Origin of the sequence: Arthrobacter sp. NicSoilB4 (assembly GCF_019977335.1) — a bacterium.
GTDB lineage: Bacteria > Actinomycetota > Actinomycetes > Actinomycetales > Micrococcaceae > Arthrobacter.
Genome location: NZ_AP024653.1, coordinates 1,160,504 through 1,187,271, shown reverse-complemented (window position 1 = coordinate 1,187,271; position 26,768 = coordinate 1,160,504). Strand labels below are relative to the sequence as shown.

Genomic DNA, 26,768 nt, shown 5'->3' with positions numbered 1-26,768 from the left:
GTTAGTCCAGAACCAGCCCGCGTCCGCTGCCGCGTTGGAGCTCCACCGGGTGGATTTCGCCGAAGCCGCGGACGTCCTCGGCCTGCCGCGGCAGCAGGACAAACCGTTCGTCCTGTTCCAGCGCGGCCGCGGTCATGGAGTCCACCAGGACCGTTCCCGGGTCCGCCAGCGCGGTGAGCCGCGCCGCCAGGTTGACGGTGGGGCCGTAGATGTCGCCGAGCCTGGAGAGGATGCGGCCCCACACCATGGCCACGCGCGCCTGCGGGAGGATTTCGTCGTCGGTGAAGGCCTGGCACAGGGCGAGGGAGATTTCGGCGCCGGCCGCGGGGGTCTCGGCGATGTAGAGGACTTCGTCGCCGACCGTCTTCACCAGGCGCCCGCCGCCCACCGAGATGATCTCGGCGCACTTGTTCTCGAATCGCTGGACCAGCTGGGCGAGGGTCTTTTCGTTCATCCGGCGGGACAGGCTGGTGTAGGAGACCAGGTCCGCGAAGCCGACGGCGCGTGCGAGCGGCAGCGGGGCGTCGTCCTCGTCGCCTTCGCGGCCTTCCTCGCTGGACGCCAGCCCGGCCTCGGCGCGCACGGCAAGGCGCTGGACACCGGCGTTGAGCTGGCGGCGCCAGGAGTAGAGCAGCATTTCCTCGAGCGCGTCCACGAGGGACGGCAGTTCGCCGACCAGGCGTTTGCGGGCCACGGCGTCGGTGACGCCCTGGTTCTGGACCATGTCCTCCACGAGGGCTTCGACCTGCCAGACCACCATGCGGTCCGTCATCTGGCCGATGGCGCGGGTGACGGAAATGGCAGCTTCCTCGGTGAGCTTGCCGGCGCGGACCAGGTCAACGATGGTGTTCAGCGCGGCCTGGTCGCGTTCGGTGAAGGCAACGTCCTCGTCATCGATGTTGGGAAAGCCGAGGGCCCGCCAGAGCTTCCGGGCGGAGAGCAGAGACAGTCCGGCGCCGGATGCGACTTCACGACGGCGGAGCTTGCGTTCCCCGCCGAGCAACCGCTGTTCGAGGGCTTTCAGGGCGATGCGTTCGGCGGACATGGTGCCGGTGGGCGGAGCGGCGGCGGGAGCTGGCTGTCCCGGGCTGTCGTCGGCCCCGGTGTCGGCCTCGGCGTCGGCGTCAGATGCATCGGAGTCGGAGTCGACCGAATCGGCGTCGTCGGGTTCCGCCACAGGCTGATCCGGCGCTGTTTCATCCGGCGCTGTCTCGTCCGGCACGGCGGAGGTCCCGGCCGGGCCGTCGTCCGGGGTCTCGGTTAGTGAGTCGAGGACGGCTGCTTCGAGGCTGGCGGCCTCAACGAAGGCATCCGAAACGTGCGACGGTTCGTCGGCCAGCAGTCCGGTCTCCCGGTGCACGTTCTCAGCGCTCATCTCTTCCACCTTCTCTCACATCCAATGGCCAGGGCTCTATCTGCCAGGGGCTGGCGTTGTTGTACGGCACACCCTCGACGCCCGGGATCCCGTCCCGCGGGAGTTCGTTGATGGCGTCGAGGATGAAGTTCCGGAACGTCGCGACTTCCGGAACGTCGGGGAGCACCGCGCTGTTGGGGTGCCCGGTATCCAAGGATATATTCCCGGATCGCAATACGCGTTGGAGCAACGACTGATGGATCACCACGTTACGAACGGTGGCCAGATACACCTGCTGATCGCGCCGCCGCAGCATGCCGTAACGGGCAATCAGCCGCTGGCTGGTCAGTGTGTACGTCGTGGCGTGCCAGGTCATTACCCGCGGCAGGCAGTAGCCCAGCAGCACCCAGGCCGCCAGTGCAATGCACGCCCCGATCAGCCATGGAGTCCACTCCTTGGCCTGCGGGGCGATGATCGGGGCCAGCTTGAGAGGCCCGCCCTTCACGATCCAGGCGCTGGCGTAGGCGGCGAGCGCCGGGGCCAGGATGAACAGCAGCGCCGGAACGGTCAGGGTCCGGGGCTGCGGCCGGGTCACCACAATCACTTGTTCGCCCGGGAGGAGCCCTTTACGCATAGCCGCTTTCATGGCCCGCGTTCTGGCCGGGAGGCGTCCAGGGGCGGAGGTGCACCACATCGCCGGCCGTCACCACGTGCTCGTGCCCTCCGGAGTCCACCACCAGGAGCGACCCGTAGTCATCCAGGCGGGTGGCGTGGCCGATGATCTCGTGGTCCCCCGGAAGCTGGGCACGGACCTGCTTGCCGAGCGTCGTCAGCAGGTGCTCGACGCGCTTGTGCAGCGAGGGGCCGCCGGCCATCCCGGCGGTGGGATCGCCGTCGGCGTTGCAGAAGCTGCGGTAAAGCGTTGCGAACCGGGACAGGTAGCTCTTGAGCAGCTCGGTCCGGTCCACCGACGTCGGGTGTTCCAGCAGGACGGAGGTGGCGGTGGGCACCGGGAGCTCGGCCTCGGTGAGGGTGACGTTCAGTCCGGTCCCCAGCACCACCGGCGGCACGGCGCCGCCGTGCATCGGGCCCAGCTGGGCCAGGATGCCGGCGATCTTCCGGCCCCGCACCAGGACGTCGTTGGGCCATTTGAGTTCCGCGGGGATCCCGGCAGTCTCCAGCAGCGCCTCGCGCAGGGCAAGTGCCGCGAGCAGCGACAGCCATGAGTAGCTCTGGGTGGGCAGCGGGCGCCCTTCCGCGTTGACCGGCCGCAGCACCAGCGACACGGAGACTGCACTGCCGGCGGGTGCGTCCCAGTGGCGGTCCAGGCGGCCGCGGGCAGCGCTCTGGTATTCGGCAGTGAGTACGGTGAGATCCGGATACGCGGGCGGATCCTCGGTGACACCGCGCAGCAGGTCCGCGTTGGTGGAGCCCGTGGACTCCACAACGGTGAGCCGCGGAATGCCGTTGGCTGAAAGGAACGCCTCATCGCTGAGGGCGTTCACATCGAGGGGCGGACGGTCCGGGGCTTCCTGCGCGGCTTCCATGCTTTGAATCCTACCGAGTTACGCCGCCGTCGGCTCCGGCCCTGGCCGCAGGATGTTCCCCGGCATTGGCGGCTCCCGGCCGGCGTGTCCGGCCGAACCGCGGCGGCAGGCCGGGGTCGCGCCTCAATGGTGGGGAGTTTCGGCGGCCCGTCCCGGCGCCGCCGCCGGCACGGAATCAACAGGAAACTCAGAGGAAGATGTCAGGGATCAGCCGGTCTTCCGGGGCGCCCAGGCTGTACGGGGTGAAATCCGTGACGCCGGTCGCGGCGAGGACCTGCTCGTCGGTGTAGAAGTTGCCGCTCCGGCTGCCGGCTGCCGGAATCGTGTTGCCGTTGGTCAGGACCGCATGGGCCGCGTCGGCCATGATTTCGGGGCCGCGGGCGCCCTGGACGATCTTTTCGCCGCCCGGCATGTTGCGGATGGCGGCGGTGTTGATCAGGGTGCAGGGCCACAGCGAGTTCACGCTGATGCCGTCCGCCTTCAGTTCCTCCGCCAGGCCCAGGGTGGTCAGGCTCATGCCATACTTCGCCATGGTGTACGCCAGGTGCATTCCGGCCCACTTCGGGTCCAGGTTCAGCGGCGGGGAGAGCGTCAGGATCTGTCCGGCGCCGGACTCGCGCAGGGCGGGCAGGGCAAGTTTGGAGAGCAGGAAGGTGCCGCGGACGTTGATGTCCTGCATCAGGTCGTAGCGCTTCATGTCGACGTCGTCGGTCTTGGACAGGTCGATCGCGGAGGCGTTGTTGATCACGATGTCGATCCCGCCGAAGCGTTCCACGGCGGCCGCGACCGCGCCGGCGACGTCGGCGTCGTTGCGCACATCCCCGACCAGCGGCAGGGCCTGCCCGCCGGCTGCCTCGATCTGCTCGGCGGCCGAGTAGACCGTGCCTTCCAGCTTGGCGTGCGGCTGGCCGGTTTTGGCCATCAGGACGATGTTGGCGCCGTCGCGGGCCGCACGGGTGGCGATGGCCAGGCCGATGCCGCGGCTTCCCCCGGAGATGAGGATGGTCCGGCCCTGGAGGGAACCGGCGGCCTGATAGGGCCCTGGCTGCTGGGATTGCGGGGCGGTGCCCGAAGCATCATTGCTCGAAGTCATGAGGACACTCTAGCCGATGTTACCCGCCAGTAACATAGTTGGTCGAGGGCGGATCCCGACGCTCCTGCCCAGTTACTCACCCGCCGGGTGCGGAATTGCCACCTGCATCCGCGGAAATCCGCGGGCGGAGTCCGGCGGAGTCCGGTGCCGCCCGTGGCCACTGGGCAGGAACGCGCCGGGCAGGATACCCCGGCGCCTCCCGCAGGCTGCCGGGCGGGAGGCGGCGGGAGGCGGCGGGAGGCGGCGGGAGGCGGCGGGAGGCGGCGGCCAGCGAACCTCAGGCCGAAAATTGTAGGTTTTCTACAGCGGCGCGGGCGAATACCGTCACTAGACTTGCCAACACGGCCATGTTTTTGTGTGGAATCCACTTAAGCGCCACTGCACAGGCCAGAGAGAACGTACACAGCCGTAACGAACTACAGAGCCGGAGACACTTGATGAGCCACGATCTGACCACGACCGCGGGAAAGATTGCCGACTTCCGCGACCGCCAGGCCCGTGCCGAGCAGCCCTCCGGCCCGGAAGCAATCGAGAAGCAGCACGCGCGCGGCAAGAACACCGCCCGCGAGCGCATCGACCTGCTGCTGGACGCCGGCTCCTTCGTCGAGTTCGACGCCCTCGCCGTGCACCGCTCCACCGCCTTCGGCATGGAGAAGAAGAAGCCCCTGGGCGACGGGCTGGTCTCCGGCTACGGCACGGTGGACGGCCGCCCCGTCGCCGTCTACAGCCAGGACTTCTCCGTCTATGGCGGCTCGCTGAGCCAGGTCAACGGCGAGAAGATCGTCAAGGTCCAGGAATTCGCGCTGCGCAACGGCTGCCCCGTGGTCGGCATCCTCGACGGCGGCGGTGCCCGCATCCAGGAAGGCGTGGCCTCGCTGGCCATGTTCGCGGACATCTTCCGCAACAACGTGCACGCCTCCGGAGTCGTCCCGCAGATCTCCCTGATCATGGGCCCGTCCGCAGGCGGCGCGGCCTACTCCCCCGCGCTGACCGACTATGTGGTCATGGTGGACAAGACCTCCCACATGTTCATCACCGGCCCGGACGTGATCAAGACCGTCACGGGTGAAGACGTGGACATGGAAACCCTCGGCGGCGCCCGCCAGCACAACGCCAACACCGGCACCTCCACGTACCTCGCCTCCGACGAGGCCGATGCCATCGAGTTCGTCCGCGAACTGCTGGACTTCCTGCCGTCCAACAACCTCGCCGAGGCCCCCGTGCTGGAGCACTCCCAGGAGCTGGAGCTCGACGACGACGACCTCGCCCTGGATGCCCTCATCCCGGACTCGGCCAACCAGCCCTACGACATGCGCAAGGTCATCGAGCAGATCGTGGACGACGCGCACTTCCTCGAGATGCAGTCCCTCTACGCGCCGAACGTCATCATCGGCTACGGCCGGGTGGAGGGCCACACCGTGGGCATCGTGGCCAACCAGCCGATGCAGTTCGCCGGCACCCTGGACATCGCCGCCTCGGAAAAGGCCGCCCGCTTCGTCCGGCACTGCGACGCGTTCAACGTCCCGATCATCACGCTGGTGGACGTCCCGGGCTTCCTGCCGGGCAAGGACCAGGAGTTCCAGGGCATCATCCGCCGCGGCGCGAAGCTCCTCTATGCGTACGCCGAGGCCACCGTGCCCAAGCTGACCGTCATCACCCGCAAGGCCTATGGCGGGGCGTACATCGTGATGGGCTCCAAGAAGCTCGGCGCGGACCTCAACCTGGCCTGGCCCACCGCGCAGATCGGCGTCATGGGCGCCCAGGGCGCGGTCAACATCCTGTACCGCCGCGAGCTCGCCGCCGTGGCGCAGGACGGCGGCGACGTCGAGGCCAAGCGCGCCGAGGTCATCCGGCAGTACGAGGAGGAGCTGCTCAACCCGTACCAGGCAGCCCAGCTCGGCTACGTGGATGCCGTTATTGCCCCGTCCGAGACCCGGGTGCAGATCATCAAGGGCCTGCGTGCCCTGCGGGACAAACGCGCCAGCCTGCCTGCCAAGAAGCACGGGAACATCCCGCTGTGACCGGAATCGAGCCCGTGGACCCGGCCGGGGCGGCAGCAGCCCCGGCGGAGAGCCTGCTTTCCGTCACCAAGGGCGATCCGACGCCGGAAGAGCTTGCGGCGCTGACCGCCGTCGTGCTGTCCCTGGGCAGCGGCGAAGCCGAGGCGCCGGCCAAGCCGAGCGCCCGGCAGTGGATCCGCCGCCAGCAGCTGCAGCTGGGGCCGAAGCCGGGTCCCGGCTCGTGGAAACGCAGCCGAGGCTAAGAAAAGTTCAGCAACCCTTTCATAACAGCGGCGGCCGGGCTAGTCTCTTTCGGGTGACTATCGAAACCACTGAACACACATCCGCAGCGCGCCCGCAGACCGCCATCGATGCCGTCGCCGACGCCTTCACGGACACCCTGATCCGGCTTAACCCGAGCTTCGCCACCGAACTCGGCCTGCCCGGCCACGAAACCGAATACCAGGACTTCTCCCCTGCAGGACACGAGGAATTCGCCGCCGCCGCGCGCGAGGCCCTCGCCGCCCTCGACGGGCTGGAGCCGGTGGACGACGTCGACGCCGTCACCCTGGATGCCATGCGCGAACGCCTGGGCCTCCAGCTGGAACTGCACGAATCCGGCTGGGGCCTCGGCGAGCTGAACAACATTGCCTCCCCCGCCCAGGAAATCCGGGCGATCTTCGACCTCATGCCGACGGACACCGCCGGGCAGTGGGACCACATCGCGGGACGTGCGCACAACGTCCCCGCCGCGCTGGACGGGTACATCGAGTCGCTGCGCGCCGCCAAGGAGGACGGCAAGGTGGCCGCCGCGCGGCAGGTGAAGATCGTGATCGAACAGACCACCAAGCACGCCGCGGACGACGGCTTCTTCGCGAAGCTGGCCGGCAACGCCAAGACCGCGGAAGGCCCGCTGCCCGAGGACGTAAAGTCCAGGCTCGACGCCGGTGCCGCCGCCGCGCGCGTGGCCTACTCCCGGCTGGCCGGCTTCTTGGAGTCCGAGCTGCTGCCCGTGGCCCCGGAGAAAGACGCCGTCGGCCGCGAGCGCTACTCCTTGGCCTCCCGCTCCTTCCTCGGCGCCACGGTGGACCTGGAGGAGACGTACGCCTGGGGCGTGCAGGAGCTCGACCGCCTGATCGCCGAACAGGAGCGGGTGGCAGAGGAGATCCGCCCCGGCGCAACGATCGAGGAAGCCAAGGAGATCCTGAACAACGACCCCGCACGGCAGCTCAAGGGCACCGACGCCCTCCAGGCCTGGATGCAGGAGCTCTCCGACAAGGCCGTGGCCGACCTCGCGGGCGTGCATTTCGACATCCCGGAGGTCATGAAGACGCTGGAGTGCAAGATTGCCCCGACCGACGAAGGCGGCATCTACTACACCGGGCCCTCGGATGACTACAGCCGCCCGGGCCGCATGTGGTGGTCCGTGCCGCCGGGCGAGGACACCTTCACCACCTGGGCCGAGACCACCACCGTCTACCACGAGGGCGTTCCCGGCCACCACCTGCAGGTCGCGACGGCCACGTACCGCCGCGAACTGCTCAACAAGTGGCGCCGGAACGTCTGCTGGACGTCCGGGCACGGCGAAGGCTGGGCGCTCTACGCCGAGAAGCTCATGCAGGAACTTGGGTACCTCAAGGACCCGGGCGACCACATGGGCATGCTCGACATGCAGCGCATGCGTGCGGCCCGCGTGGTGTTCGACATTGGCGTGCACCTGGAGTTGGAGGTGCCCGAGCGTTGGGGGTCGGGCACCTGGACTCCGGAGAAGGGGTACGGGTTCCTGAAGCAGAACCTGGCCATCAGCGAGGGGCAGCTCAACTTCGAGTTCACCCGCTACCTCGGCTGGCCGGGCCAGGCGCCGTCGTACAAGGTGGGCCAGCGGCTCTGGGAGCAGATCCGCGCCGAGCTCGAATCCCGGCCGGGCTTCGAGCTCAAGGCCTTCCACACAAAGGCGTTGAACATCGGTTCGGTGGGCCTCGACACCCTCAAGCGCGCGCTGGAGTAGGGCCGGGACCCGGGAGCAGCCATCCTCGGCGTGCTCGCTCGTACACCCCACCGTCCCCCTAACCTCGCAAGCTCGGTCAGGGAACCCGGACGGTGGGGCACTTGCTTAGACGCACGCTGCCGGATGCCTGCCTCCCGGGCCCTGCGGGGAGACAATCGCCACACCGGGGCCGGGAATAACTTCACAAACGGGTGGGATTCCCCCGTTGTTCCGGGAATCCGGCCGCCGGAGCCCTGAGCGGGCCGCGTAATATTTCTCAACATCCGTTCGTCGTGATAGGCGGTGCGGTCCTAGCGTGATCCGGTGACCACTCAGACAAGCACCCCCGCCCCCGCCGGGAAGACCGGCTTCCAGCTGCCCAAATGGGCCGGCTCGTTCGGCTTCCAGATCATCGCCGCCCTGATCGTGGGCCTGGGCCTTGGCCTGCTGGCCAAGTACACGGGCAGCACCAAGGCGAACCCCAACGCCCTCGGCGCCACCCTGCAGACCATCGGCTCGAGCTACGTCTCGCTGCTGCAGACCGCCGTCGTGCCCCTCATCTTCACCGCCGTTGTCAGCTCCATCTCCAACCTGCGCGCCGTCTCCAACGCCGCCCGGCTGGCGTGGAACACGCTGCTCTGGTTCGCCATCACCGCGCTGATCTCCGTGCTGATCGGCATCGGCCTGGGCGTCTTGCTGCAGCCCGGGGCAAACACGGGTATCACCGGCCAGGGCGAGGCGCCGTCGAAGGTCGGCAGCTGGTGGGCGTTCCTGACGGGCCTGTTCCCGAAGAACTTCCTGGGCCTCGGCGCCAGCACCACCGTGACCGAGGGCGTCGCCACCACCTCGGTGAGCTTTAATGTCCTGCAGATCCTGGTGATCGCGGTCGCCGTCGGCATTGCGGCGCTGAAGGTGGGCAAGGCGGCCGAGCCGTTCCTGAACCTCAACGCCTCCGCCCTCGCCGTGATCCAGAAGGTCCTCTGGTGGATCATCCGGATCGCCCCGATCGGCACCGTCGGCCTGATCGGCAACGCCGTGGCGATCTACGGCTGGGACACCATCGGTTCCCTCGGCAAGTTCACGTTTGCCATCTACGTGGGCCTGGCCCTCGTGCTGTTCGTGGTCTACCCGGTCCTGGTCCGCACGCATGGACTGTCCGTCAAGCAGTACTTCTCCGGCGTCTGGCCGGCAGTGCAGCTTGCCTTTGTGTCCCGCTCCTCGGTGGGCACCCTCCCGCTGACCCAGCGCGTGACCGAACGCAGCCTGGGCGTCCCCCGCGCCTACGCCTCCTTCGCCGTGCCGCTGGGCTCCACCACCAAGATGGACGGCTGCGCCGCGATCTACCCGGCCATCTCGGCGATCTTCGTGGCCCAGTTCTTCGGCATCCAGCTCGACTTCACCCAGTACCTGCTGATCGCCCTCGTCTCCGTGCTGGGCTCCGCCGCGACCGCGGGCACCACCGGCGCCGTCGTGATGCTGACCCTGACGCTCTCCACGCTGGGACTGCCGCTGGCCGGCGTCGGGCTCCTGCTGGCGATCGACCCGATCCTGGACATGGGCCGCACCGCCGTCAACGTGGCCGGGCAGGCACTGGTTCCGACCATCGTGGCCAAGCGCCAGGGCATCCTGGACGAGTCGCTGTACAACGCACCGCGCAACGGTGACCCGTTCAGCGACGAAGCCGACGGCTCAGTCGACAACACGGTCGACGGCGCCGCCGTCGTCGACCCCTCCGCTGCCGCTGCTCCCGCAGCGTCGCCGGAAGGCCGCGAGTTGGCCGACGCCAAGGCGTAACCGCCCGCCCCAGCCACCACTCCAAGAAGTCCCCGGGAATCTCCCGGGGACTTCTTTTTGCGTCAAGCCGCGTCAGGGACGGCTACCGGGCGGGGTCCTAGTGCCCGCCGCCCCCGATCACGCCCTTCTCGACAGCCTTGGTGACAGCGTCCGCCTCGGCCTGTGTCAGCGTGCCGTCGGTGACGGCCTTGTCCAGCCTGGTCTTCAGCGCCGCAGCGCGGTCAGCCTGGGCCGCGGTCCGAAGCTCCTCGAGGGCCGCGGTGACCTTGGATTCCTCGATCCCCAGCGATTCCGCCAGCGACTTGGCCAAGGCTGCGTCCCGCGCGGCGCGGTCCGGCTTGGTGCCTTCGGCCGGCGGTGTGGTCGGCTTGTTGGCTTCGCGGAAGGCCTGCAGGGCCTCGGTCACCTTGGCCTCATCCACGCCGAGCTTGGCGGCCAGTTCGGCGGCCTGGGCGGCTCCGCGGTCCCCGCCCCGGCCGTGCCCGTGGCCATCGCGCATGCCCTGGCCGTCGGTGGTTCCGGGCGTTGCCTCTGCCGAGGTGCTGGAGCTGGGGGTGGGGGTGGGAGTAGTGGTGGCGGCGGAGGCCATCCCGGTGACTCCAAGGCCGGCGCCGAGGGCCAAAGCCCCGGCCGAAATGGCGAGCGTCATTCTCTTCGTGCGTGACATGTGCTGTCTCCTGGTTCGGCCGTGTGGCCACGGCTGGTAGCGGTGTTTGTCTCGTTCAAGACGTAGCTCAAGTCTGCGCAGGCCGGTTCTGCAGGAGCTGTTCGGAACCTTTCATCTTGCTGTGAAGGTTCGGGGGCGTCCCGGGGCTGGGATTTGGGCGGACTTTCCCCGGATTTGTTCGCAGGTTTGCGGGGCCGGACGGCCCGGGACTGGGTACGCTCAGGTCATGCTGATCGTAACCTCCAATGACATCCCCGGCCACAGGATCGACGCCGTTTTCGGCGAGGTGATGGGTCTGACCGTCCGCGCCCGGGATATCGGCGGCCAGGTGATGGCAAGCTTCCGCTCGATCGGCGGCGGGGAACTGCCGGAGATGACGCGAATGGTCTCAGAGAGCAGGCAGGAGGTCATGGCCCGGATGGTCCAGGAGGCGGAGCAGCGCGGGGCCAACGCCATCGTGGCCATGCGCTTCGACAACTCGCAGCTGGCGGCCACATGGACCGAGGTGTGCGCCTACGGCACCGCAGTCTTCGCCATCCCCATCCCGGAGGGTGAACCCGGCGCCACCGGGCAGTCCATCTACCTCACAAAATCAGCGGGCGGGAAAAAGTTGCCCTGAGTGCAAATATGCACGTAGTGTAATAGCGTGCCCGCTTCCCCGTCCTCCCGCGCAGCCGCGCCCCCGGAACCGCCCGAACCACCGCCGGTGCCGTCGCGCCGCGAACTGAACAAAGCGGCCACGCGCCAGGCCATCACCGACGCCGCCCTGGCGCTGCTTAAGTCCCAGGGCCCCGGTAACTTCACGGTCGAGGACATCGCCGACGCCGCCGGCATCTCCCGCCGCACGTTCTTCAACTACTTCAGCAGCACCGAGGCGGCCATTGCCGCCGTCACCTTCGGCTTCCTGGACAAAGCGCTCCAGCAGTTCCGGCTGCGCCCGGCCGGGGAACCCTTCCTGGAATCGGCCCGGGCAGCCCTCGTGGAACTCGCAGACCCGATGACAGTGGCCCCGCTGGCCGAGCTGTACAGCCTGGGCCAGGCCAATCCGCAGCTCAGCCGGTCCGAGCTGGAAGCCTGGGACCACTGCACAGCGCAGATCATCACCGCGGCCCGCGAGCGTTCCGGCGGGGCCGCCGGCGTCGAACTCGACGAACTGTACCTCCGCGCCCTGGCCGGCTCCGTCATCTCCTGCGGCAAAGCCGCCATGGACGTCTGGTTCGCCCGGTGCGGCGGATCCCTCACCCCGGACTCCCTGTCCAGCCTGCGCCAGCTCCTGATCGATTCCATGAGCCTGCTGGGCTCCGGGTTCGCCCGCCCCGACAGCGCCACCCAGGCCACCCAGGCCGATACCTCCACCGCCACCCCTTCCCCAGATCGGCACTGACATGGCCCTATTGCTCTACCGTCTCGGCAAGTTCTCCTACCGCCACCGCTGGCTCGTCGTCTCGCTGTGGCTCGCAGTGATGGTGGCCGTGGGCGGCGCGGCAGCCGCCTTCCACGGCACGCTGTCCAACAACTTCCAGATCCCGGGAACCGAAACCCAGCAGATGGCAGACAAGCTCAAGAAGGAGCTGCCCTCTTCGTCGGGTGGCTCCGCGAGCGTTGTCTTCGAAGCCAACGGCGCCCAGTTCAGCCAGGCGGGCAAGGACGCCGTGTCCGCAGCGCTCAACGAGCTCAAGACCCTTCCGGACGTCCAGGGCACAGTGGACCCGTTCGCCACCCAGGCGCAGCTCGACAAGGCCGCCGCGGACCTCGCGGCCGGCAAGGCGCAGTCCGCTGCCGGCAAGGCCCGGCTGGAGACGTCCGCCACCGAGCTGGCCGCCGGAAAGGCCCAGCTCGAAGCCGCAGAACAGCAGATGGCCGCGGCCGGCATGCCGGCCGTGGCCATCGAGGCACGGCTCGGCCAGCAGAAGGCTGCCCTCGCCGAAGGTCAGGCAAAGCTCGACGCCGGCACGGCGGAACTGGCGGCCGGCGAGGCCAAGCTGGCCCTGGGCGCACGCCAACTGGAGGCCTCCGAGGGCCTCCGCTTCGTCTCCGAGGACGGCAAGGCCGCGATTGCACAGGTCCAGTTCAAGACCTCGATCAACGGGCTCAACCCCGAGGTCCGCCAGCAGGTCCAGGACATCGTCGGCGAGGTCTCCGCTGCCGACGTGACCGCACTGCCCAGCAAGGAAATCAGCGAGGACATCTCCGAGCTCTTCGGCACGGCCGAGATCATCGGCATCGCCGTGGCGGCCCTGGTGCTCATCATCATGCTCGGCACCCTGATCGCCGCCGGCCTTCCGCTGCTGATGGCACTTGTCGGCGTCGCCGTCGGCGTCGGTGCCACGTTCGCCCTGAGCGGCGCCGTGAACATGAGCTCCATTTCCCCGATGCTCGCGCTGATGCTTGGCCTGGCGGTCGGGATCGACTACTCCCTGTTCATCGTCAACCGGCACCGCAGCCAGCTCCTCGCCGGGATGGAGGCCGAGGAGTCCGTGGCGCTGGCCACCGGAACCTCCGGCAACGCCGTGCTCTTCGCCGGCCTGACCGTTATCATCGCCCTGGCGGCCCTCGTCGTCCCGGGGCTTCCGTTCCTGGCCGTCATGGGCCTCTCGGCCGCCGGGACCGTGGCCGTCGCCGTCGTCGTCGCCCTGACCCTGACGCCTGCCGTTCTCTCCCTCGTGGGGCGGAAGCTGATCTCCAAGCGGGCCTGGGCCAAGGCGGACAAGCACAATGCCGCGCCGGGCCACGAAACCGAGGACCGCGCCAGGGACGAATACCGCAGCAGCCACGGCTGGGGCGGCATCGTCACCAACCACCCGTGGCTGGCCCTGCTGGCCGGCGTCGTACTGCTGGGTGTCGTGGCGCTGCCCGCCAGCCAGCTGAGGCTTGCCCTGCCGGACGCCAGTTCCGAGCCGGTCGCCTCGCAGGCTTTCAAGGCCTACGACGTCACCAAGCGGAGCTTCGGCGAGGGCATGACCGGCCCGATCATCGTGGTGGGCGACTTCCCCGCAGGGCTCAGCGAAGCCGAGGCGCAGGCCAAGCAGTTCGACGTCGCCGACATCCTGCGCGGGACGGACAATGTCAGCGCCGCCGTGCCGCTGGCCCTGAGCGAGGACCGCCGCACCGCGGTGTTCCAGGTCATCCCCACCGAGGGCCCGGCCAGCGCGAGCACCGTCCGGGTGGTCTCCGAGCTCCGCGCCGAAAAAGGCCAGATCAAGGACTCCACCGGCGTCAGCATCGGACTGACCGGACAGACCGCCGGCAACGTCGACGTGTCCACCAAACTCGGTGATGCCCTGCCGCCATACCTGGCCATTGTGGTGGGGCTCTCGCTGATCCTGCTGCTGCTCGTGTTCCGCTCCATCTGGGTGCCGCTGCTCGCCACCGGCGGATTCCTGCTCTCGCTCGCCGCCGCCTTCGGCGCCGTCGTCGCGGTCTACCAGTGGGGCTGGCTCGGGCCCGTGTTCGGCGTCGAGAACCCGGGCGCCGTGCTCAGCTTTCTGCCGATCATCCTGATCGGCGTGCTGTTCGGCCTGGCCATGGACTACCAGGTGTTCATCGCGTCCGGCATGCGCGAGTCCTACATGCACGGCGAATCAGCCAAGCATGCGGTCCGCTCCGGCTTCAGCCACGCCGCCGCCGTGGTCACGGCGGCCGCGATCATCATGGTCAGCGTGTTCTCGGGCTTCATCTTCTCGCACCTGAACATGGTCCGCCCGCTGGGCTTCGCCATGGCCTTCGGTGTGCTGATCGACGCCTTCGTGGTCCGCATGACGATCGTCCCGGCCGTGATGTACCTGCTGGGCGAAAAGGCCTGGTGGCTGCCGCGCTGGCTGGACCGCATCCTGCCGGACGTCGACGTGGAGGGCGCCAAGCTCCGCCAGCCGGCCACAACGGCGGCGGACGTCGCCGAGCCCGAGCCCGAGGAAGTCGCCGCGCGCTGACCGGCACGGCCCAAAGCAACGCGGGGTCACTTTACCGCCCATTAATCTCCTCCGGATGGGCCGTAAGTGACCCCGCGTTGCTCTATCTAATCCTTCGGCATGGACGCGGTTCCGCTCGGGGACGGCCCCTTGCGTCCAATCAGGAACCACAGCACCGGCCCCAGCACCGGCAGCGCAAGAACGATGAGGGCCCAGACTACGGTGCCGCCGGACGTATAGGCCCTGTTCCGGGCGATGCTGATCAGCGCACCAACGAACAATACGACGCCGGCAATGAGGAAGACCCCCAGAATGCTCCAGTCCGGCACCAACGGTTCAGCCGTCTCGGTCGCCCTGGTCAGCATCATCTTTCCCCCAAAATTGTGCGGTTTAACGGATGCTGTAGACCCTACCGCCAGCAGTCCTGCACCTGGCAGGACCCCGCCGCCCGGCTGGCGGTGGAACGCCGTGAACTAGGCTGGAGCGGTGACCCGCCTCATTCTTGCCTCCCAGTCCCCCGCCCGCACCAAGCTGCTCACCGACGCCGGCATCCGGCACGAGGTCCTCGTCTCGGATGTGGACGAGGAGGCCGTCCAGGCCCGCTACGGCGTGACGGACCCGCACGACACCGCCCTGCTCCTGGCCCGGGCCAAGGCCGAGGCCGTCGCCTCACTGCCCGCGGCCGAAGGCGCCCTGGTGATCGGCTGCGATTCCGTCTTTGAGTTCGACGGCGAGGCACACGGGAAGCCGTACACGGCCGACGTCGCCAGGGAGCGCATGCTCCGGATGAGCGGCAGCAAGGGGGTGCTGCACACCGGCCACTGGCTGGTTGACTGCCGGGACACCGAGGAGTCCGAGGAGTCCGGTGGCGCCGGCTCCGGTGCCACCCTCGGGCACGTCACCTCCGCCGAGGTCCACTTCATGGAGATGGCCCCCGAAGAGATCGAGGCCTACATCGCCACCGGCGAGCCGCTGCAGTGCGCCGGCTCCTTCACGATCGACGGCTACGGCGGGGCCTTCATCCGCAAGGTCGACGGCGACCCGCACGCCGTCGTCGGGCTGTCCATTTCCACCCTCCGCGGGCTGCTGGGCCAGGCGCAGGTGGGCATTACCGAACTGTGGACCACGGGGGCCGCCGATCCCGCGCTGCTCCGGGCTGAGTGAGCTAATTCGCAGGCCTTTGTTGCAACCCTACAAAGGTTGGGCGCTTTACGCGCGGAATCCGCAAGTAATATCGGCGGAACCCACAAAACCGCGCTAGGCTCCCTGAAGGAAAGAAGGAGACGCCTTGTCAGCAAATTCGGAGCAGTCCGCAAATCCCGTGCAGCGATCAGCCAATGAGGGCACCGCCGCAGTCACCCATCCGCTGAGCAAGGTGCTGATCGCCAACCGCGGCGAAATTGCGGTACGCATCATCCGCGCCGCGCGCGATGAAGGCATCGCCTCCGTGGCGGTCTACGCGGATCCGGACCGCGACGCCCTGCACGTGAAGCTCGCCGACGAGGCCTACGCCCTGGGCGGCAACACCGCCGCCGAGTCCTACCTCGTAATGGACAAGCTGATCGAGGTGGCCCGCCGCTCCGGCGCCGACGCCATCCACCCCGGTTACGGTTTCCTGGCCGAGAACGCCGAGTTCGCCGCCAAGGTGATCGACGCCGGCATCACCTGGATCGGGCCCTCCCCCGCCGCGATTTCCGCACTGGGCGACAAGGTCCAGGCCCGCCACATCGCCGAAAAGGTCGGAGCCCCGCAGGTCCCCGGTACGGCCGACCCGGTGGAGTCCGCCGAGGAAATCCTCGAGTTCGTGGACAAGTTCGGCCTGCCGGTCGCCATCAAGGCGGCCTTCGGCGGCGGCGGCCGCGGCATCAAGGTGGCCCGCACCCGCGAGGAAATCCCCGAACTGTTCGAATCCGCCGTGCGCGAGGCCGTCGCAGCGTTCGGCCGCGGCGAGTGCTTCATCGAACGCTTCCTGGACGCCCCCCGGCACGTCGAGACCCAGTGCCTCGCCGACGCCCACGGCAACGTCGTGGTGGTGTCCACCCGCGACTGCTCGCTCCAGCGCCGCAACCAGAAGCTCGTCGAAGAGGCACCGGCCCCGTTCCTCACCGAGGAGCAGAACCGCCGGCTCTACGAATCCTCCAAGGCCATCCTCAAGGAAGCCGGCTACCTCGGCGCCGGCACCTGCGAATTCCTCGTGGGCCAGGACGGCACCATCTCCTTCCTCGAGGTCAACACCCGCCTCCAGGTGGAGCACTGCGTTTCCGAGGAAGTCACCGGAATCGACCTCGTCCGCGAGCAGTTCCGGCTGGCCCGCGGCGAGGAACTCGGCTACGGGGACCCCGAGGTCCGCGGCCACTCCATCGAATTCCGCATCACCGGCGAGGACCCGGGCCGCAACTTCATGCCGGCGCCGGGCACCATCACCCGCCTGTTGAACCCCACCGGCCCCGGCGTGCGGATCGACTCCGGTGTGGAGCAGGGCGACGTCATCAGCGGCAACTTCGACTCGATGCTCTCCAAGCTGATCGTCACCGGCGCCACCCGCGCCCAGGCCCTGCAGCGCTCCAGGCGCGCCCTCGAGGAAATGGTGGTCGAGGGTATCCCCACCGTCATCCCGTTCGACCTCGCCGTCGTCACCAACCCCGACTTCGCTCCTGCCGAGGGCCCGTTCAAGGTCCACACCCGCTGGATCGAGACGGCCTTCGTCAACGATATCCCCGCCTGGACGCCGACCGGCGCCGATGCTGAATCGCCCGACGCCGGCGAACGCCAGCGCGTCGTCGTCGAGGTCGGCGGCAAGCGCCTTGAGGTCGTCCTCCCGGCGTCGCTGGGTACCGGTGGCGGCTCTGGCGGCGCCAAGCCGGCGAAGGCCAAGAAGCGTTCGCGCAGCGGCGGCGCCGTGGCGGCGGCGAGCGGCAACGCCCTGACGTCCCCCATGCAGGGCACCATCGTGAAGGTGGCCGTCGGTGAGGGTGACCTGGTCGCCGAAGGCGACCTCGTCGTTGTGCTCGAAGCCATGAAGATGGAGCAGCCGCTCACCGCGCACCGTGCCGGCATCGTGATCGGGCTGACCGCCGCCGCCGGCGAGACCGTCTCCGCCGGGGCCATCATCGCCGTCATTGAGGACGCTGCCGCCGAGTAGCTGCCCAAACGGCGGGACGCGGGGCGCGCCTCTGGCGCCCCTGAGTCCCGCCCGTGCAGACTTGGTCTGTGAAACCATTCCTGCTCCTCGCCTCCCGCGCCGAGGACGCCGCCGCCGAGGACGAATACGGGGCCTACCTCCGCTACGGCGGGCTGGAACCCTCGCAGCTGCGGCGCATTCGGATGGAAGCCGGTCCGCTGCCGGAGCTGGAGCTCTCCGACTACTCCGGCGTGATTGTGGGCGGGAGCCCGTTCACGTCCAGCGACCCGGCAGGGCAGAAGAGCGACGTCCAGCACCGGGTGGAGCGTGAGCTCGCGGCCCTGCTCGATCCGATCGTGGCCCAGGACTTCCCCTTCCTCGGCGCCTGCTACGGGGTCGGGACCTTGGGCCGGCACCAGGGTGCCGTGATCGACCGGACCTACGGCGAGGGCCTGGGCGGCGTGACCATCAAGCTGACAGCCGAGGGTCTGGCGGATCCCCTGCTGCGGGGTCTGCCGGAGAGCTTCACAGCCTTCACCGGCCACAAGGAAGCCTGCTCCGCCCTCCCCTCCCATGCGGTGCTGCTGGCCAGCTCGGCCGCCTGCCCCGTGCACATGTTCCGGATCAAGAACAACCTGTACGCCACCCAGTTCCACCCCGAGCTGGATGCGGAAGGGCTTGTCACCAGGATCGACATCTACCGCCACGCCGGCTACTTCCCGCCCGAATCGGCCGAAATGCTGATGGACGACGCCCGGACGTTTACCGCGACGGAGCCGATGAAGATCCTGCGGAACTTCGTGGAGCGCTACGCGCGCTAGCCCGGGCCAGCCTCCCGGCGACGCTCCTGCCCAGTTACTGTCCCGAAACCTCAGGCCGACACGGAAATGCCCGGCGTGTTCCGCGAACACGCCGGGCATTTCTGTCAGTAACCGGGCAGGAGCGTCAGCCCCGCCAGGGAACGGGCGTCAGGCCACGTTGTTGGTGTACTCCAGGTCGCGGGTTTCCTTGCTGACGAACAGCGCGATCAGCGTCAGCACCGCCATTGACGCGAGGTAGACACCGACAAGCATGGGGCTGCCCTTGCCGATTTCCCAGAGCCAGACGGCGATGAACGGGGCAACCGCCGCGCCGAGGATGCTGGAGAAGTTGTAGCTGATGGCCGAGCCGGTGTACCGGACGTTCGTCGGGAACAGCTCCGGCAGCAGCGCACCCATGGGCCCGAAGGTCAGCCCCATCAGGGAGAAACCGAGGATCAGCAGGGCCATCGTGCCGACGAACCCGGCGCTGAACAGCGGGACGAAGAGCAGGCCGAAGGCGATGATGCCGAGGGTCACGGCGATCAGCATCTTGCGGCGGCCGTACTTCTCGGCCAGCGGCCCGGAGACCAGGGTGAAGATACCGAAGAACACGACGCCGGCAATCAGCATCCAGAGGAAGTCGTTGCGGGTGTAGCCCAGGCCGGGGACGAACGCGGCGGCTGCGGCCTCGGTCATCGGCTTTCCGGCCTTCTCCGCTGCGGCCTTGGCGGCGTCCAGGCTGGAGGCCCGGGTGCCGTAGGTCAGCGTGAAGGTGGTCATCAGGTAGAACAGCACGTACGTGGCGAGCATGATGAACGTGCCCAGGATCAGCTGGCGCCAGCTGGTCTTGAAGACCCGCGCCAGCGGCAGCTTGGCAACCTCATTGGATTCGATGACCTTGGTGAAGGCCGGGGTCTCGATCAGCTTGAGCCGGACGTAGAGGCCGATGATGACCATGACCGCGCTCAGCAGGAACGGCACCCGCCAGCCCCATGCCATGAAGGCCTCCGGCGACAGGGCGTAGCTGAACACCAGGAAGATCACGTTGGCGATGATGAAGCCGATCGGCGCACCCAACTGCGGGAACGTGCCGTAGATGGCGCGCTTGTTGGCCGGAGCGTTCTCCGTGGCCAGCAGGGCCGCGCCGCTCCATTCGCCGCCGAGGGCCAGGCCCTGGGCAAAGCGCATAACGACCAGCAGCGCCGGGGCCCAGAACTCCCAGCCCGGGACGAGCGCCGTCGGGAGGCAGCCGATGAGGAAGGTGGCGATACCCATGGTCAGCAGCGACGCCACCAGGGTGCCCTTGCGGCCGAACTTGTCCCCGAAGTGACCGAAGATGATCGACCCGAGCGGGCGGGCGATGAACGCAACGCCAAACACTGCGAAAGAGCTCAGCAGCTGGGTGGTTTCGTTCTGTCCGGGGAAGAACAGACGGGGGAAAACGAGCACAGCGGCGGTGGCGTACACGTAGAAGTCATAGAACTCAACGGTGGTGCCGACCAGGCTGGCAACGATAACGCGGCCGCGCGAGTTCACCTGTTTGGCGGACCCATGCTCCGTGGATGTAGCAGTGGATGACATGTAGTAGCGCTTTCATGAAGACCGGACTGGTGCTGCTTAACGCCGCCCGGATAAGGATACGTATGCTTACATAATAGTTCCGGGCGTCCAGTCAATGGACAAATGTTCCACTATTTGGACATTGAGAGTTGTCTCACGTGGTGGTCCTCACACTATGCCCCCTTTCGGCCCCTCACCCCGTCACAAACGCGCCGATAGGCAAACGTCACAGCACGTTAACAAAGGGCGTCGGTCCCGGAAACGCGGCTTCCCTACCTTGGAAGGACAACACCCCCCAAGGAGGTCCCCGTGACTGCTGAACGCACCGCAGATGCCCCAACCGGCATTGCCCCCGGTATTTCCCCCGCCGCAAACGCCGGCACCACCCTCGGCGGTCCCGCCCTTGAATACCGCCCCGGCCGCTGGATCGCCAACTGGGATGCCGAGAACAAGGACCAGTGGGAGACCCAGGGCCGCACCATCGCCCGCCGCAACCTGAACTGGTCCATCTTCGCCGAGTTCCTGGGCTTCGTGGTCTGGCAGCTGTGGTCGATCGTGGTGGTCCAGCTTCCAGCGGCCGGCTTCACCTTCACCACTTCGGAAATCTTCTGGCTGATCTCCATGCCCAGCCTGGTGGGCGCCACCCTCCGCATCCCGTACACGTTTATGGTCCCCCGCTTCGGCGGCCGCAACTGGACCATCGTCTCGGCCCTGCTGCTGCTCATCCCCTCGATCGGGCTGGCCATGTGCGTCTCCAACCCGGAGACCCCCTTCGGCGTCATGCTGTTCGTGGCGGCCCTGGCCGGCTTCGGCGGCGGCAACTTCGCCAGCTCCATGGCCAACATCACCTTCTTCTACCCCGCCCGCGAAAAGGGCTGGGCGCTGGGCCTGAACGCCGCCGGCGGAAACCTCGGTGCCGCCGTCGCGCAGCTCGCCGTCCCGATTGCCATCACGCTGCTGGCCGCCGGCACCGTTAATCTGCCCATGGCCGGCTGGATGTGGGTCCCGCTCATCCTGGTCGCTGCCTTCGGCGCCTGGAAGTACATGGACAACCTCACCAGCGCCAAGGGCGACGTCGCGGGTTCGCTCGCCGCGCTCAAGGAACCGCACCTGTGGATCATGGCGCTGCTGTACATCGGCACCTTCGGCTCGTTCATCGGCTTCGCCGGTGTCTTCCCGAAGCTCATCAAGGACTACTTCCCGGCGTTCTCCTCCATCGGAGTCGGCACCGTGGCCCTGTCCCTGGCGTTCCTGGGCCCGCTGGTCGGCTCGCTGGCCCGCCCCTACGGCGGACGCATGGCGGACCGCATGGGCGGCGCCCGGATGACCGTCGCCGCGTTCGCCGCGATGGCCGTCATCACCCTGACGATGATCTGGACCCTGCCGCTGAAGAACTTCTGGCTGTTCCTGGGCCTGTTCCTGCTGCTCTTCACCGCCAGCGGCTTCGGAAACGGCGCAACCTACCGGATGATCCCCATCATCTTCGCCACCTCCAGCCGGGCCGCCAAGTCGGGCGCCAGCACTGTGACCACCCAGCGGCTCGCGTCCTCGGCCCTCGGCCTGATCTCGGCCATCGGAGCCTACGGCGGGTTCGTCATCCCGCAGGTCCTCAACGCCTCCAACACCGCCAGCGGCTCGTACACGCCGGCGTTCTACGGCTTCGTCGGAGCCTACGTCCTGATGCTGGCCGTCTGCTGGTTCTGCTACATCCGCAACGCCAACCGAAACGCGATGGGACACGTCTAACATGACCAACGGCGCCGCCACGCACTGCCCCTACTGCGCCCTGCAGTGCGCCATGACGCTCACCACCCCAGCGGCTCTGACCCCGGCTTCGCGGCCGGGGTCAGACCCCGTGCCGGGGCAGCCGCCTGCCGAAGCACCCCTCCTCGACGTGTCCGGCCGTGACTTCCCCACCAACCGCGGCGGGCTCTGCCGCAAGGGCTGGACGTCGGCGTCACTGCTGAACCACCCCGGCCGCGTCACCGCGCCGCTGCTCAAGGGAGCCGACGGCGTCCACCGCCCCATCGGCTGGGACGAAGCCCTGGCGCTCGTCACCACGGCGGTGAAGGACACCCGCGCCCGGTACGGGGCAGACGCCGTCGGAGTCTTCGGCGGCGGCGGGCTGACCAATGAGAAGGCCTACCAGCTGGGCAAGTTCGCCCGGCTGGCACTGGGCACTTCGCGGATCGACTACAACGGCCGGTTCTGCATGTCCTCGGCCGCCGCGGCCGGGATGCGCGCGTTCGGGCTGGACCGCGGCCTGCCTTTCCCGCTGGCGGACCTCGATTCCGCCAGCACCATCCTGATGCTCGGCTCCAACGTCGCCGAGACCATGCCGCCGTTCGTCCAGCACCTGCAGGGCGCCCGCGACGCCGGCGGCCTGATTGTGGTGGATCCGCGCCGCTCTGCCACCGCGGCCTTTACGTCCGACGGCGGTGGCCTGCACCTGCAGCCGCTGCCCGGCACCGACCTCGCCCTGCTGCTGGGCATCTCCCACGTGGTGATCCACGAGGGCCTGGCCGACGCCGGCTACATTGCGGCCCGCACCGCCGGGTACGACGCCGTGGTCCGCAGCATCGCCTCTTACTGGCCCGAACGCGTGCAGTCCCTGACCGGCGTCCCGGCCGACCTGGTCCGCGACACCGCCCGCCGGCTGGCCGAGGGATCCCGCCAGGGCGGCAGCTACATCCTCACGGGCCGCGGCGTGGAACAGCACGTCGACGGCACGGACACCGCCACCGCCGCCATCAACCTTGCCCTGCTGCTGGGCCTCCCCGGCTCTGCCCGCAGCGGCTACGGCACGCTCACCGGCCAGGGCAACGGCCAGGGCGGCCGGGAACACGGCCAGAAAGCGGACCAGCTCCCCGGCTACCGCAAGATCACCGATCCCGCCGCCCGCGCCCACATGGCCGCCGTGTGGGGCGTGCCGGAGACGCTGATCCCCGGCCCCGGCCTCCCCGCCGTCCAGCTACTGAAGTCCCTCGGACAGCCCGACGGCGTCCGCTGCCTCTTCGTGCACGGCGCCAATGTGGCGGTTTCCGCGCCGGATGCCAACGCTGTGATCGCCGGCCTCCGCAGCCTGGACTTCCTGGTGGTCTGCGATTTCTTCCTCTCCGAGACCGCCGCCGAAGCGGACCTGGTCCTGCCGGTCACCCAGTGGGCCGAGGAGGAAGGCACCCTGACCAACCTTGAGGGCCGGGTGCTCCGGCGCCGCCGCGCCCTCGCTCCCCCGCCCGGGGTACGCAGCGAGTTGTGGATCATGACCCGGCTGGCCCAGGCCCTGGAGGCGCCGTCCACCTTCAGCGAGAATCCGGAGACCGTCTTCGAGGAACTCCGGCTTGCCTCCGAGGGCGGCCTGGCCGACTACTCCGGGATCGACTACGCCATGCTGGACCGCGGCGAGGCGGCCTACTGGCCCTACCCCGCCGGCAGCACCGGGACGCCGCGGCTGTTCCTCGACGCCTTTGCCCACGCGGACGGGCGGGCCGTGTTCACCCCGGTGACGCCGCGCCGTCGTGCTTCCGCTTCCGCCGGCCCTGCGGACGCTGCGGACCGGGCCGGCAAGCCGATGACCCTGATCACCGGGCGGCTGATGGAGCACTACCAGTCCGGGGCGCAGACGCGGCGGGTCGCCGCCCTGGCCGAGGCCCAGCCGGAAGCGAGGCTGCAGATCCATCCGGCGGCCGCCGCCGCGCAGGGCATCGCCGAGGGTGATTTTGTCTCGATTTCCAACGGGCGCGGCGAGGTGTCCTGCCGCGCCGAGCTGAGCACGGACATCCGGCCCGAAACGGTGTTCCTGCCGTTCCACTTCCCGGAACTGGAGAGCGCCAACCGCCTCACCGAGGCGGCCACGGATCCGATCTCCGGGATGCCGGAGTTCAAGTTCAGCCACGTCTGGGTCCGGCCCGGTGCCGGCAATCCCCGCGCCAATGAACTGCCGGCCAGTGAACTGCAGAAGGAAGGTGCGTCATGACTGAGCGCATTGTTGTTGTGGGCTTCGGGCCGGTGGCCGCGCGGCTGGTCGATGAGCTGCTGCCGGCGGTCCGTGGCGGACTGGCGCACCTGACGGTGGTCGGCGAGGAGGCAGAGGCAGCGTACAACCGCGTGCTCGTGGCCGATCTCGGCGTCGGCCGGACCACGGCCTCCGCGCTGGCACTCTCCGATGCCGCCGCGCTGATTGCCGACGGCGTCGACGTCCGGCTGGGCGTCCGGGTCCGTCGGGTGGACCGCGCACGGCAGCAGCTGGTCCTCAGCGACGGCACGTCCCCCGGCTACGACCGGCTGGTCTTCGCCACGGGCTCGCGACCGGTCATCCCCAACCTCACCGGGCTCAACCCGGACCCGGCCGCGCCCGTGCTCCCGGCCGGCGTGACCGCGCTCCGGGACCTGCGCGACGCCTCGGTGCTGCAGGCGGCGGTGGCCGGCGGCAAACGCGTGGTGGTCCTGGGCGGCGGCGTGCTGGGCCTGGAAACAGCCCTCGCCGCGGCCGAGGAAGGCGCCACGGTCACCGTGGTGCACAACGGTCCCCATCCCCTGGGCCGCAACATCGACCGCGGCGGCGGCGCGGTGCTGGCCGCTTCGCTGCGGAACTGCGGGGTGCGGATGGCGGGCAACGCCCGCTCCACCGGCGTGGAACACAACGCGCCCGACGGCGGCTTCTCGGCGCTGCTGCTCGATGACGGCTCCGCGATCGACGGCGACCTGCTGGTGCTCTCGTGCGGCGTCCGGCCGCGGACCGAACTGGCCGAAGGCTGTGGCCTCTCCACCGGCGCCGGGATCCTGGTGGATCACAAGCTGCGGGCGCACCACGAGCCGCACATCTTTGCGATCGGCGACTGCGCCGAGGTCCGCTGCCCGGATCCCGAATGCGTCGAGTGCCGCACCGCCCGGGGTCCGTCCGGGCTGGTGGGCCCGGGCTGGCGGCAGGCGGAATGGCTCGCGGAATACCTGACGCTGCTGGCGGCCGAGTCTCCGGAGGCCGGGCTGCTGCCGCCCCTGGCGGCGGAACTCCCGGGCGTGATTGTGCTGAAGGCCCGGGGCATGAACATGGCCGTGGCCGGCGATGTTTCCGCAGATCCGTGGGACGAGGAAGTACTGACCGCTGGTGCCGTGAATGGCCGGGCCAGGCTGCAGATCGCCCAGTGGGCCGATCCCGAGCACGGCCGCTACGTCAAGATGACCACCCGCGCCGGGGTGCTGGAGGGCTTGGTGGCGGTCGGTATGCCGCGCACCGCGGCGGAGCTGGTGCAGCTCTTCGAGCGCGGCGCGGAGTTGCCGGCGGACCGGTCCCTGTTGTTGCGCCTCGACGGACCGGACCAGGTTGCGGCCCCCGGCGGCGGGAACCCGGAGCGAACCGTGTGCCGGTGCGCCGGGGTGAGCGGGACCAAGATCGCCGCTGCCGTGACCGACGGCTGCGGGACGGTGGCCGAGGTCTCAGGCGCCACCCGCGCCGGGACGGGCTGCGGCGGCTGCCATGACGACATCAAGGGGCTCATCGAAAAACACTTTCAGGGGGCGGTTGCCTGACACCGGTTCGACGGGGTCCTAGCCCCAGTCGCCTCTGCCGCCGTCTCCTCCTGCGCCGAATCCCGCGGCCCACCGGTGGAATCCGCTTTCGCTGTAGGGGCCGAGGCGCCCGATCCTGGGGGCCATGGCGCCGAACAGCAGCACTCCGGCGGCTTCCGGGTCGCCGCCGGATGCGGCAAAGAGTGCCCGACGCCGGTGGCCGACGATCCAGATGGTTCCAAGGAACAGGGAGAAGGACAGCCCCATTCCGCCAGCAAATGCGGCCGTCGTCGCGGGCTCGGAGCCATCCACGGTGAAGCCGTTGAACAGCATCACGCCGAACAGCAGTCCCAACGGGATGGCAAAGAACAGCCGGCGCACCAGCGCCCAGCGGAGACGGGAAACGGGAACCGGGAGTTTCGTTGCGGCTGTCGTTCCGGCGGGCGGAACGGCCCCGGCGGCGCGGTGATCTGAAAAGTGCACGTTTCTTCCCCCAAGAAGTGAGACGGCAGTGAGTCTGATCGAATCCTAGGCGACTTCGGCCGCGTCGAAGGCCTTTCCGTGCTGCCGGGTTTTCCGGGCCCGGCCGAGACTCCGACGCAAAAGGCCCCGGAGCCGTTGGGCTCCGGGGCCTTGCAGGTCCGGCTATTTGTTCTTGTTGGCCTTGCCGGGGTTCTCGGCCTTCGGGGCCGGAGCCGCCTTGACGGACGCCGCTGCGCCGTAGGACGGCGTTGCGGGAGTGGCCGCATGGGCGCTGCGGTGTTCTGCCGCATTGGCCTGGCCGGCGGCGCGCTTGGCGGCGGCGTTCTCGTGTGCCCAGGCGGAGTTGCCCGGCGCCACGGGAGCAACCGGGGCCGGATCCGCCGGTGCAGGTTCCTCAGGAGCCGGCTCGACCGGTGCCGGGTCCTCCGGCGCAGGCTCAACGGGTGCGGGCTCCTCCGGTGCAGGTTCGACCGGTGCCGGCTCCTCCGGCGCGGGCTCAATCGGAGCCGGCTCTTCCGGCGCAGGCTCAACGGGTGCAGGCTCCACGGGTGCAGGCTCGATCGGATCGACCGTCTCGGCCGGGGCCTCGGACACCACGGAGACGGGCTCGCTGGCTTCCACAGTGGCGGCCATTGCTGCACCGCCGCCGCCGACCGCGACGACTGAGGCTACGGCTACAGCCTTGGTGGTGGTGCCCAGGGCACCGATAAGGGAGAAAATTCCTGCCATGAGAGGCCTTTCGGGAAAGGGGGGACGTGCGTCTATCCGGAGGCCGTCCTAGACAGCCAGCCGGGCGCTACGTTACGGGAGGGACATGCCCTGCGCGGGGCCGGTGGGTCGATCCTGCGGAATTGCTGATCAGAAACTGCCCCGGAGGACGCAAGGACCCGGGCCCAATCGATCCGGGGGCGGTAGGCCATACGTGCGGCGTGGTCCCCGGCACCAG

At 68.8% G+C, this 26,768-nt stretch carries 22 protein-coding genes; 13 read left to right on the top strand and 9 right to left on the bottom strand.

Annotated features, from left to right (window positions below; all coding sequences use genetic code 11):
• Nucleotide 1 precedes the first annotated feature (1 nt).
• From LDO13_RS05320 to LDO13_RS05305, 4 genes are all read right to left on the bottom strand, one after another.
• Nucleotides 2–1,375: an adenylate/guanylate cyclase domain-containing protein gene (locus LDO13_RS05320; protein WP_224049001.1), complete on the bottom strand. Its 1,374-nt coding sequence runs from the start codon at nt 1,373–1,375 to the stop codon at nt 2–4.
• Nucleotides 1,365–1,988, bottom strand: a complete 624-nt coding sequence (locus LDO13_RS05315) for a PH domain-containing protein (RefSeq protein WP_224049000.1) — start codon at nt 1,986–1,988, stop codon at nt 1,365–1,367. Before LDO13_RS05315 ends, LDO13_RS05320 begins: the two co-directional genes overlap by 11 nt.
• Nucleotides 1,981–2,901, bottom strand: coding sequence for a biotin--[acetyl-CoA-carboxylase] ligase (locus LDO13_RS05310; RefSeq protein ID WP_224048999.1), 921 nt, complete (start codon nt 2,899–2,901; stop codon nt 1,981–1,983). The genes LDO13_RS05315 and LDO13_RS05310 overlap by 8 nt, the downstream gene beginning before the upstream one ends.
• A 187-nt stretch (nt 2,902–3,088) precedes the next feature.
• Nucleotides 3,089–3,994 (bottom strand): NAD(P)-dependent oxidoreductase, encoded by a 906-nt coding sequence (locus LDO13_RS05305; RefSeq protein WP_224048998.1) that lies wholly within the window; start codon nt 3,992–3,994, stop codon nt 3,089–3,091.
• A gap of 437 nt (nt 3,995–4,431) precedes the next feature.
• Between LDO13_RS05305 and LDO13_RS05300 the strand changes: the two genes are divergently transcribed.
• The 4 genes from LDO13_RS05300 to LDO13_RS05285 all read left to right on the top strand — a co-directional run bounded on the left by LDO13_RS05300 (nt 4,432) and on the right by LDO13_RS05285 (nt 9,775).
• Nucleotides 4,432–6,015, top strand: a complete 1,584-nt coding sequence (locus LDO13_RS05300; RefSeq protein WP_224048997.1) for an acyl-CoA carboxylase subunit beta — start codon at nt 4,432–4,434, stop codon at nt 6,013–6,015.
• 5 nt (nt 6,016–6,020) lie between these two features.
• Nucleotides 6,021–6,257, top strand: a complete 237-nt coding sequence (locus LDO13_RS05295; protein ID WP_224049680.1) for an acyl-CoA carboxylase subunit epsilon — start codon at nt 6,021–6,023, stop codon at nt 6,255–6,257.
• A gap of 53 nt (nt 6,258–6,310) precedes the next feature.
• Complete coding sequence (locus LDO13_RS05290; protein ID WP_224048996.1) at nt 6,311–8,002, top strand: DUF885 domain-containing protein; 1,692 nt, start codon at nt 6,311–6,313, stop codon at nt 8,000–8,002.
• Between the two features lie 303 nt (nt 8,003–8,305).
• Nucleotides 8,306–9,775 carry a dicarboxylate/amino acid:cation symporter gene (locus LDO13_RS05285; RefSeq protein WP_224048995.1) on the top strand — a complete coding sequence of 490 codons (1,470 nt, stop codon included), beginning with the start codon at nt 8,306–8,308 and terminating at the stop codon, nt 9,773–9,775.
• Between the two features lie 97 nt (nt 9,776–9,872).
• Here the strand turns inward: LDO13_RS05285 and LDO13_RS05280 are convergent, their stop codons facing one another.
• Nucleotides 9,873–10,442, bottom strand: a complete 570-nt coding sequence (locus tag LDO13_RS05280; protein ID WP_224048994.1) for a hypothetical protein — start codon at nt 10,440–10,442, stop codon at nt 9,873–9,875.
• A 226-nt stretch (nt 10,443–10,668) separates the two neighbouring features.
• On the opposite strand from LDO13_RS05280, the gene LDO13_RS05275 reads away from it, so the two are divergent.
• The 3 genes from LDO13_RS05275 to LDO13_RS05265 all read left to right on the top strand — a co-directional run bounded on the left by LDO13_RS05275 (nt 10,669) and on the right by LDO13_RS05265 (nt 14,371).
• Nucleotides 10,669–11,061: a YbjQ family protein gene (locus LDO13_RS05275; RefSeq protein ID WP_224048993.1), complete on the top strand. Its 393-nt coding sequence runs from the start codon at nt 10,669–10,671 to the stop codon at nt 11,059–11,061.
• A gap of 87 nt (nt 11,062–11,148) precedes the next feature.
• On the top strand, nt 11,149–11,826 hold the full coding sequence (locus tag LDO13_RS05270) for a TetR/AcrR family transcriptional regulator (RefSeq protein ID WP_224049679.1): 678 nt from the start codon (nt 11,149–11,151) through the stop codon (nt 11,824–11,826).
• A gap of 1 nt (nt 11,827) precedes the next feature.
• Complete coding sequence (locus LDO13_RS05265) at nt 11,828–14,371, top strand: MMPL family transporter (RefSeq protein WP_224048992.1); 2,544 nt, start codon at nt 11,828–11,830, stop codon at nt 14,369–14,371.
• 86 nt (nt 14,372–14,457) lie between these two features.
• Here LDO13_RS05265 and LDO13_RS05260 read toward each other — a convergent pair whose 3' ends face one another.
• Nucleotides 14,458–14,718 carry a PLDc N-terminal domain-containing protein gene (locus LDO13_RS05260; protein WP_224048991.1) on the bottom strand — a complete coding sequence of 87 codons (261 nt, stop codon included), beginning with the start codon at nt 14,716–14,718 and terminating at the stop codon, nt 14,458–14,460.
• A gap of 118 nt (nt 14,719–14,836) precedes the next feature.
• On the opposite strand from LDO13_RS05260, the gene LDO13_RS05255 reads away from it, so the two are divergent.
• The 3 genes from LDO13_RS05255 (at nt 14,837) to LDO13_RS05245 (ending at nt 18,292) form a co-directional block, all read left to right on the top strand.
• Complete coding sequence (locus LDO13_RS05255; protein WP_224048990.1) at nt 14,837–15,514, top strand: nucleoside triphosphate pyrophosphatase; 678 nt, start codon at nt 14,837–14,839, stop codon at nt 15,512–15,514.
• 157 nt (nt 15,515–15,671) lie between these two features.
• A complete protein-coding gene (locus LDO13_RS05250) occupies nt 15,672–17,492 on the top strand; it encodes a biotin carboxylase N-terminal domain-containing protein (RefSeq protein WP_224049678.1) in 1,821 nt (606 codons plus the stop codon).
• Between the two features lie 68 nt (nt 17,493–17,560).
• The gene (locus LDO13_RS05245) at nt 17,561–18,292 is read left to right on the top strand and encodes a glutamine amidotransferase (protein ID WP_224048989.1); all 732 of its coding nucleotides are present in this window, start codon (nt 17,561–17,563) and stop codon (nt 18,290–18,292) included.
• Between the two features lie 147 nt (nt 18,293–18,439).
• Here the strand turns inward: LDO13_RS05245 and LDO13_RS05240 are convergent, their stop codons facing one another.
• Nucleotides 18,440–19,852: an MFS transporter gene (locus LDO13_RS05240; RefSeq protein WP_224048988.1), complete on the bottom strand. Its 1,413-nt coding sequence runs from the start codon at nt 19,850–19,852 to the stop codon at nt 18,440–18,442.
• 336 nt (nt 19,853–20,188) lie between these two features.
• Here LDO13_RS05240 and LDO13_RS05235 point away from each other — a divergent pair, with 336 nt between their 5' ends.
• From LDO13_RS05235 to LDO13_RS05225, 3 genes are read left to right on the top strand one after another with little or no spacing between them, the layout of a single operon-like run.
• Nucleotides 20,189–21,577: an MFS transporter gene (locus LDO13_RS05235; protein ID WP_224049677.1), complete on the top strand. Its 1,389-nt coding sequence runs from the start codon at nt 20,189–20,191 to the stop codon at nt 21,575–21,577.
• Between the two features lies 1 nt (nt 21,578).
• On the top strand, nt 21,579–23,807 hold the full coding sequence (locus LDO13_RS05230) for a molybdopterin oxidoreductase family protein (protein WP_224048987.1): 2,229 nt from the start codon (nt 21,579–21,581) through the stop codon (nt 23,805–23,807).
• Entirely contained in the window at nt 23,804–25,360 is a 1,557-nt protein-coding gene (locus LDO13_RS05225; protein ID WP_224048986.1) for an FAD-dependent oxidoreductase, read from the top strand. The genes LDO13_RS05230 and LDO13_RS05225 overlap by 4 nt, the downstream gene beginning before the upstream one ends.
• Before the next feature lie 18 nt (nt 25,361–25,378).
• Here LDO13_RS05225 and LDO13_RS05220 read toward each other — a convergent pair whose 3' ends face one another.
• Nucleotides 25,379–25,822 carry a hypothetical protein gene (locus LDO13_RS05220; RefSeq protein ID WP_224048985.1) on the bottom strand — a complete coding sequence of 148 codons (444 nt, stop codon included), beginning with the start codon at nt 25,820–25,822 and terminating at the stop codon, nt 25,379–25,381.
• Between the two features lie 162 nt (nt 25,823–25,984).
• Complete coding sequence (locus tag LDO13_RS05215) at nt 25,985–26,551, bottom strand: hypothetical protein (RefSeq protein WP_224048984.1); 567 nt, start codon at nt 26,549–26,551, stop codon at nt 25,985–25,987.
• Nucleotides 26,552–26,768: the final 217 nt, after the last annotated feature.

Bases quoted from the DNA above. Each gene is read 5' to 3' on its own strand.
- LDO13_RS05305 (WP_224048998.1), bottom strand. From the start codon at position 3,994: ATGACTTCGAGCAATGATGCTTCGGGCACCGCCCCGCAATCCCAGCAG.
- LDO13_RS05280 (WP_224048994.1), bottom strand. From the start codon at position 10,442: ATGTCACGCACGAAGAGAATGACGCTCGCCATTTCGGCCGGGGCTTTG.
- LDO13_RS05320 (WP_224049001.1), bottom strand. From the start codon at position 1,375: ATGAGCGCTGAGAACGTGCACCGGGAGACCGGACTGCTGGCCGACGAA.
- LDO13_RS05215 (WP_224048984.1), bottom strand. From the start codon at position 26,551: ATGGCAGGAATTTTCTCCCTTATCGGTGCCCTGGGCACCACCACCAAG.
- LDO13_RS05275 (WP_224048993.1), top strand. From the start codon at position 10,669: ATGCTGATCGTAACCTCCAATGACATCCCCGGCCACAGGATCGACGCC.
- LDO13_RS05265 (WP_224048992.1), top strand. From the start codon at position 11,828: ATGGCCCTATTGCTCTACCGTCTCGGCAAGTTCTCCTACCGCCACCGC.
- LDO13_RS05240 (WP_224048988.1), bottom strand. From the start codon at position 19,852: ATGTCATCCACTGCTACATCCACGGAGCATGGGTCCGCCAAACAGGTG.
- LDO13_RS05225 (WP_224048986.1), top strand. From the start codon at position 23,804: ATGACTGAGCGCATTGTTGTTGTGGGCTTCGGGCCGGTGGCCGCGCGG.
- LDO13_RS05310 (WP_224048999.1), bottom strand. From the start codon at position 2,901: ATGGAAGCCGCGCAGGAAGCCCCGGACCGTCCGCCCCTCGATGTGAAC.
- LDO13_RS05230 (WP_224048987.1), top strand. From the start codon at position 21,579: ATGACCAACGGCGCCGCCACGCACTGCCCCTACTGCGCCCTGCAGTGC.
- LDO13_RS05260 (WP_224048991.1), bottom strand. From the start codon at position 14,718: ATGATGCTGACCAGGGCGACCGAGACGGCTGAACCGTTGGTGCCGGAC.
- LDO13_RS05315 (WP_224049000.1), bottom strand. From the start codon at position 1,988: ATGCGTAAAGGGCTCCTCCCGGGCGAACAAGTGATTGTGGTGACCCGG.
- LDO13_RS05300 (WP_224048997.1), top strand. From the start codon at position 4,432: ATGAGCCACGATCTGACCACGACCGCGGGAAAGATTGCCGACTTCCGC.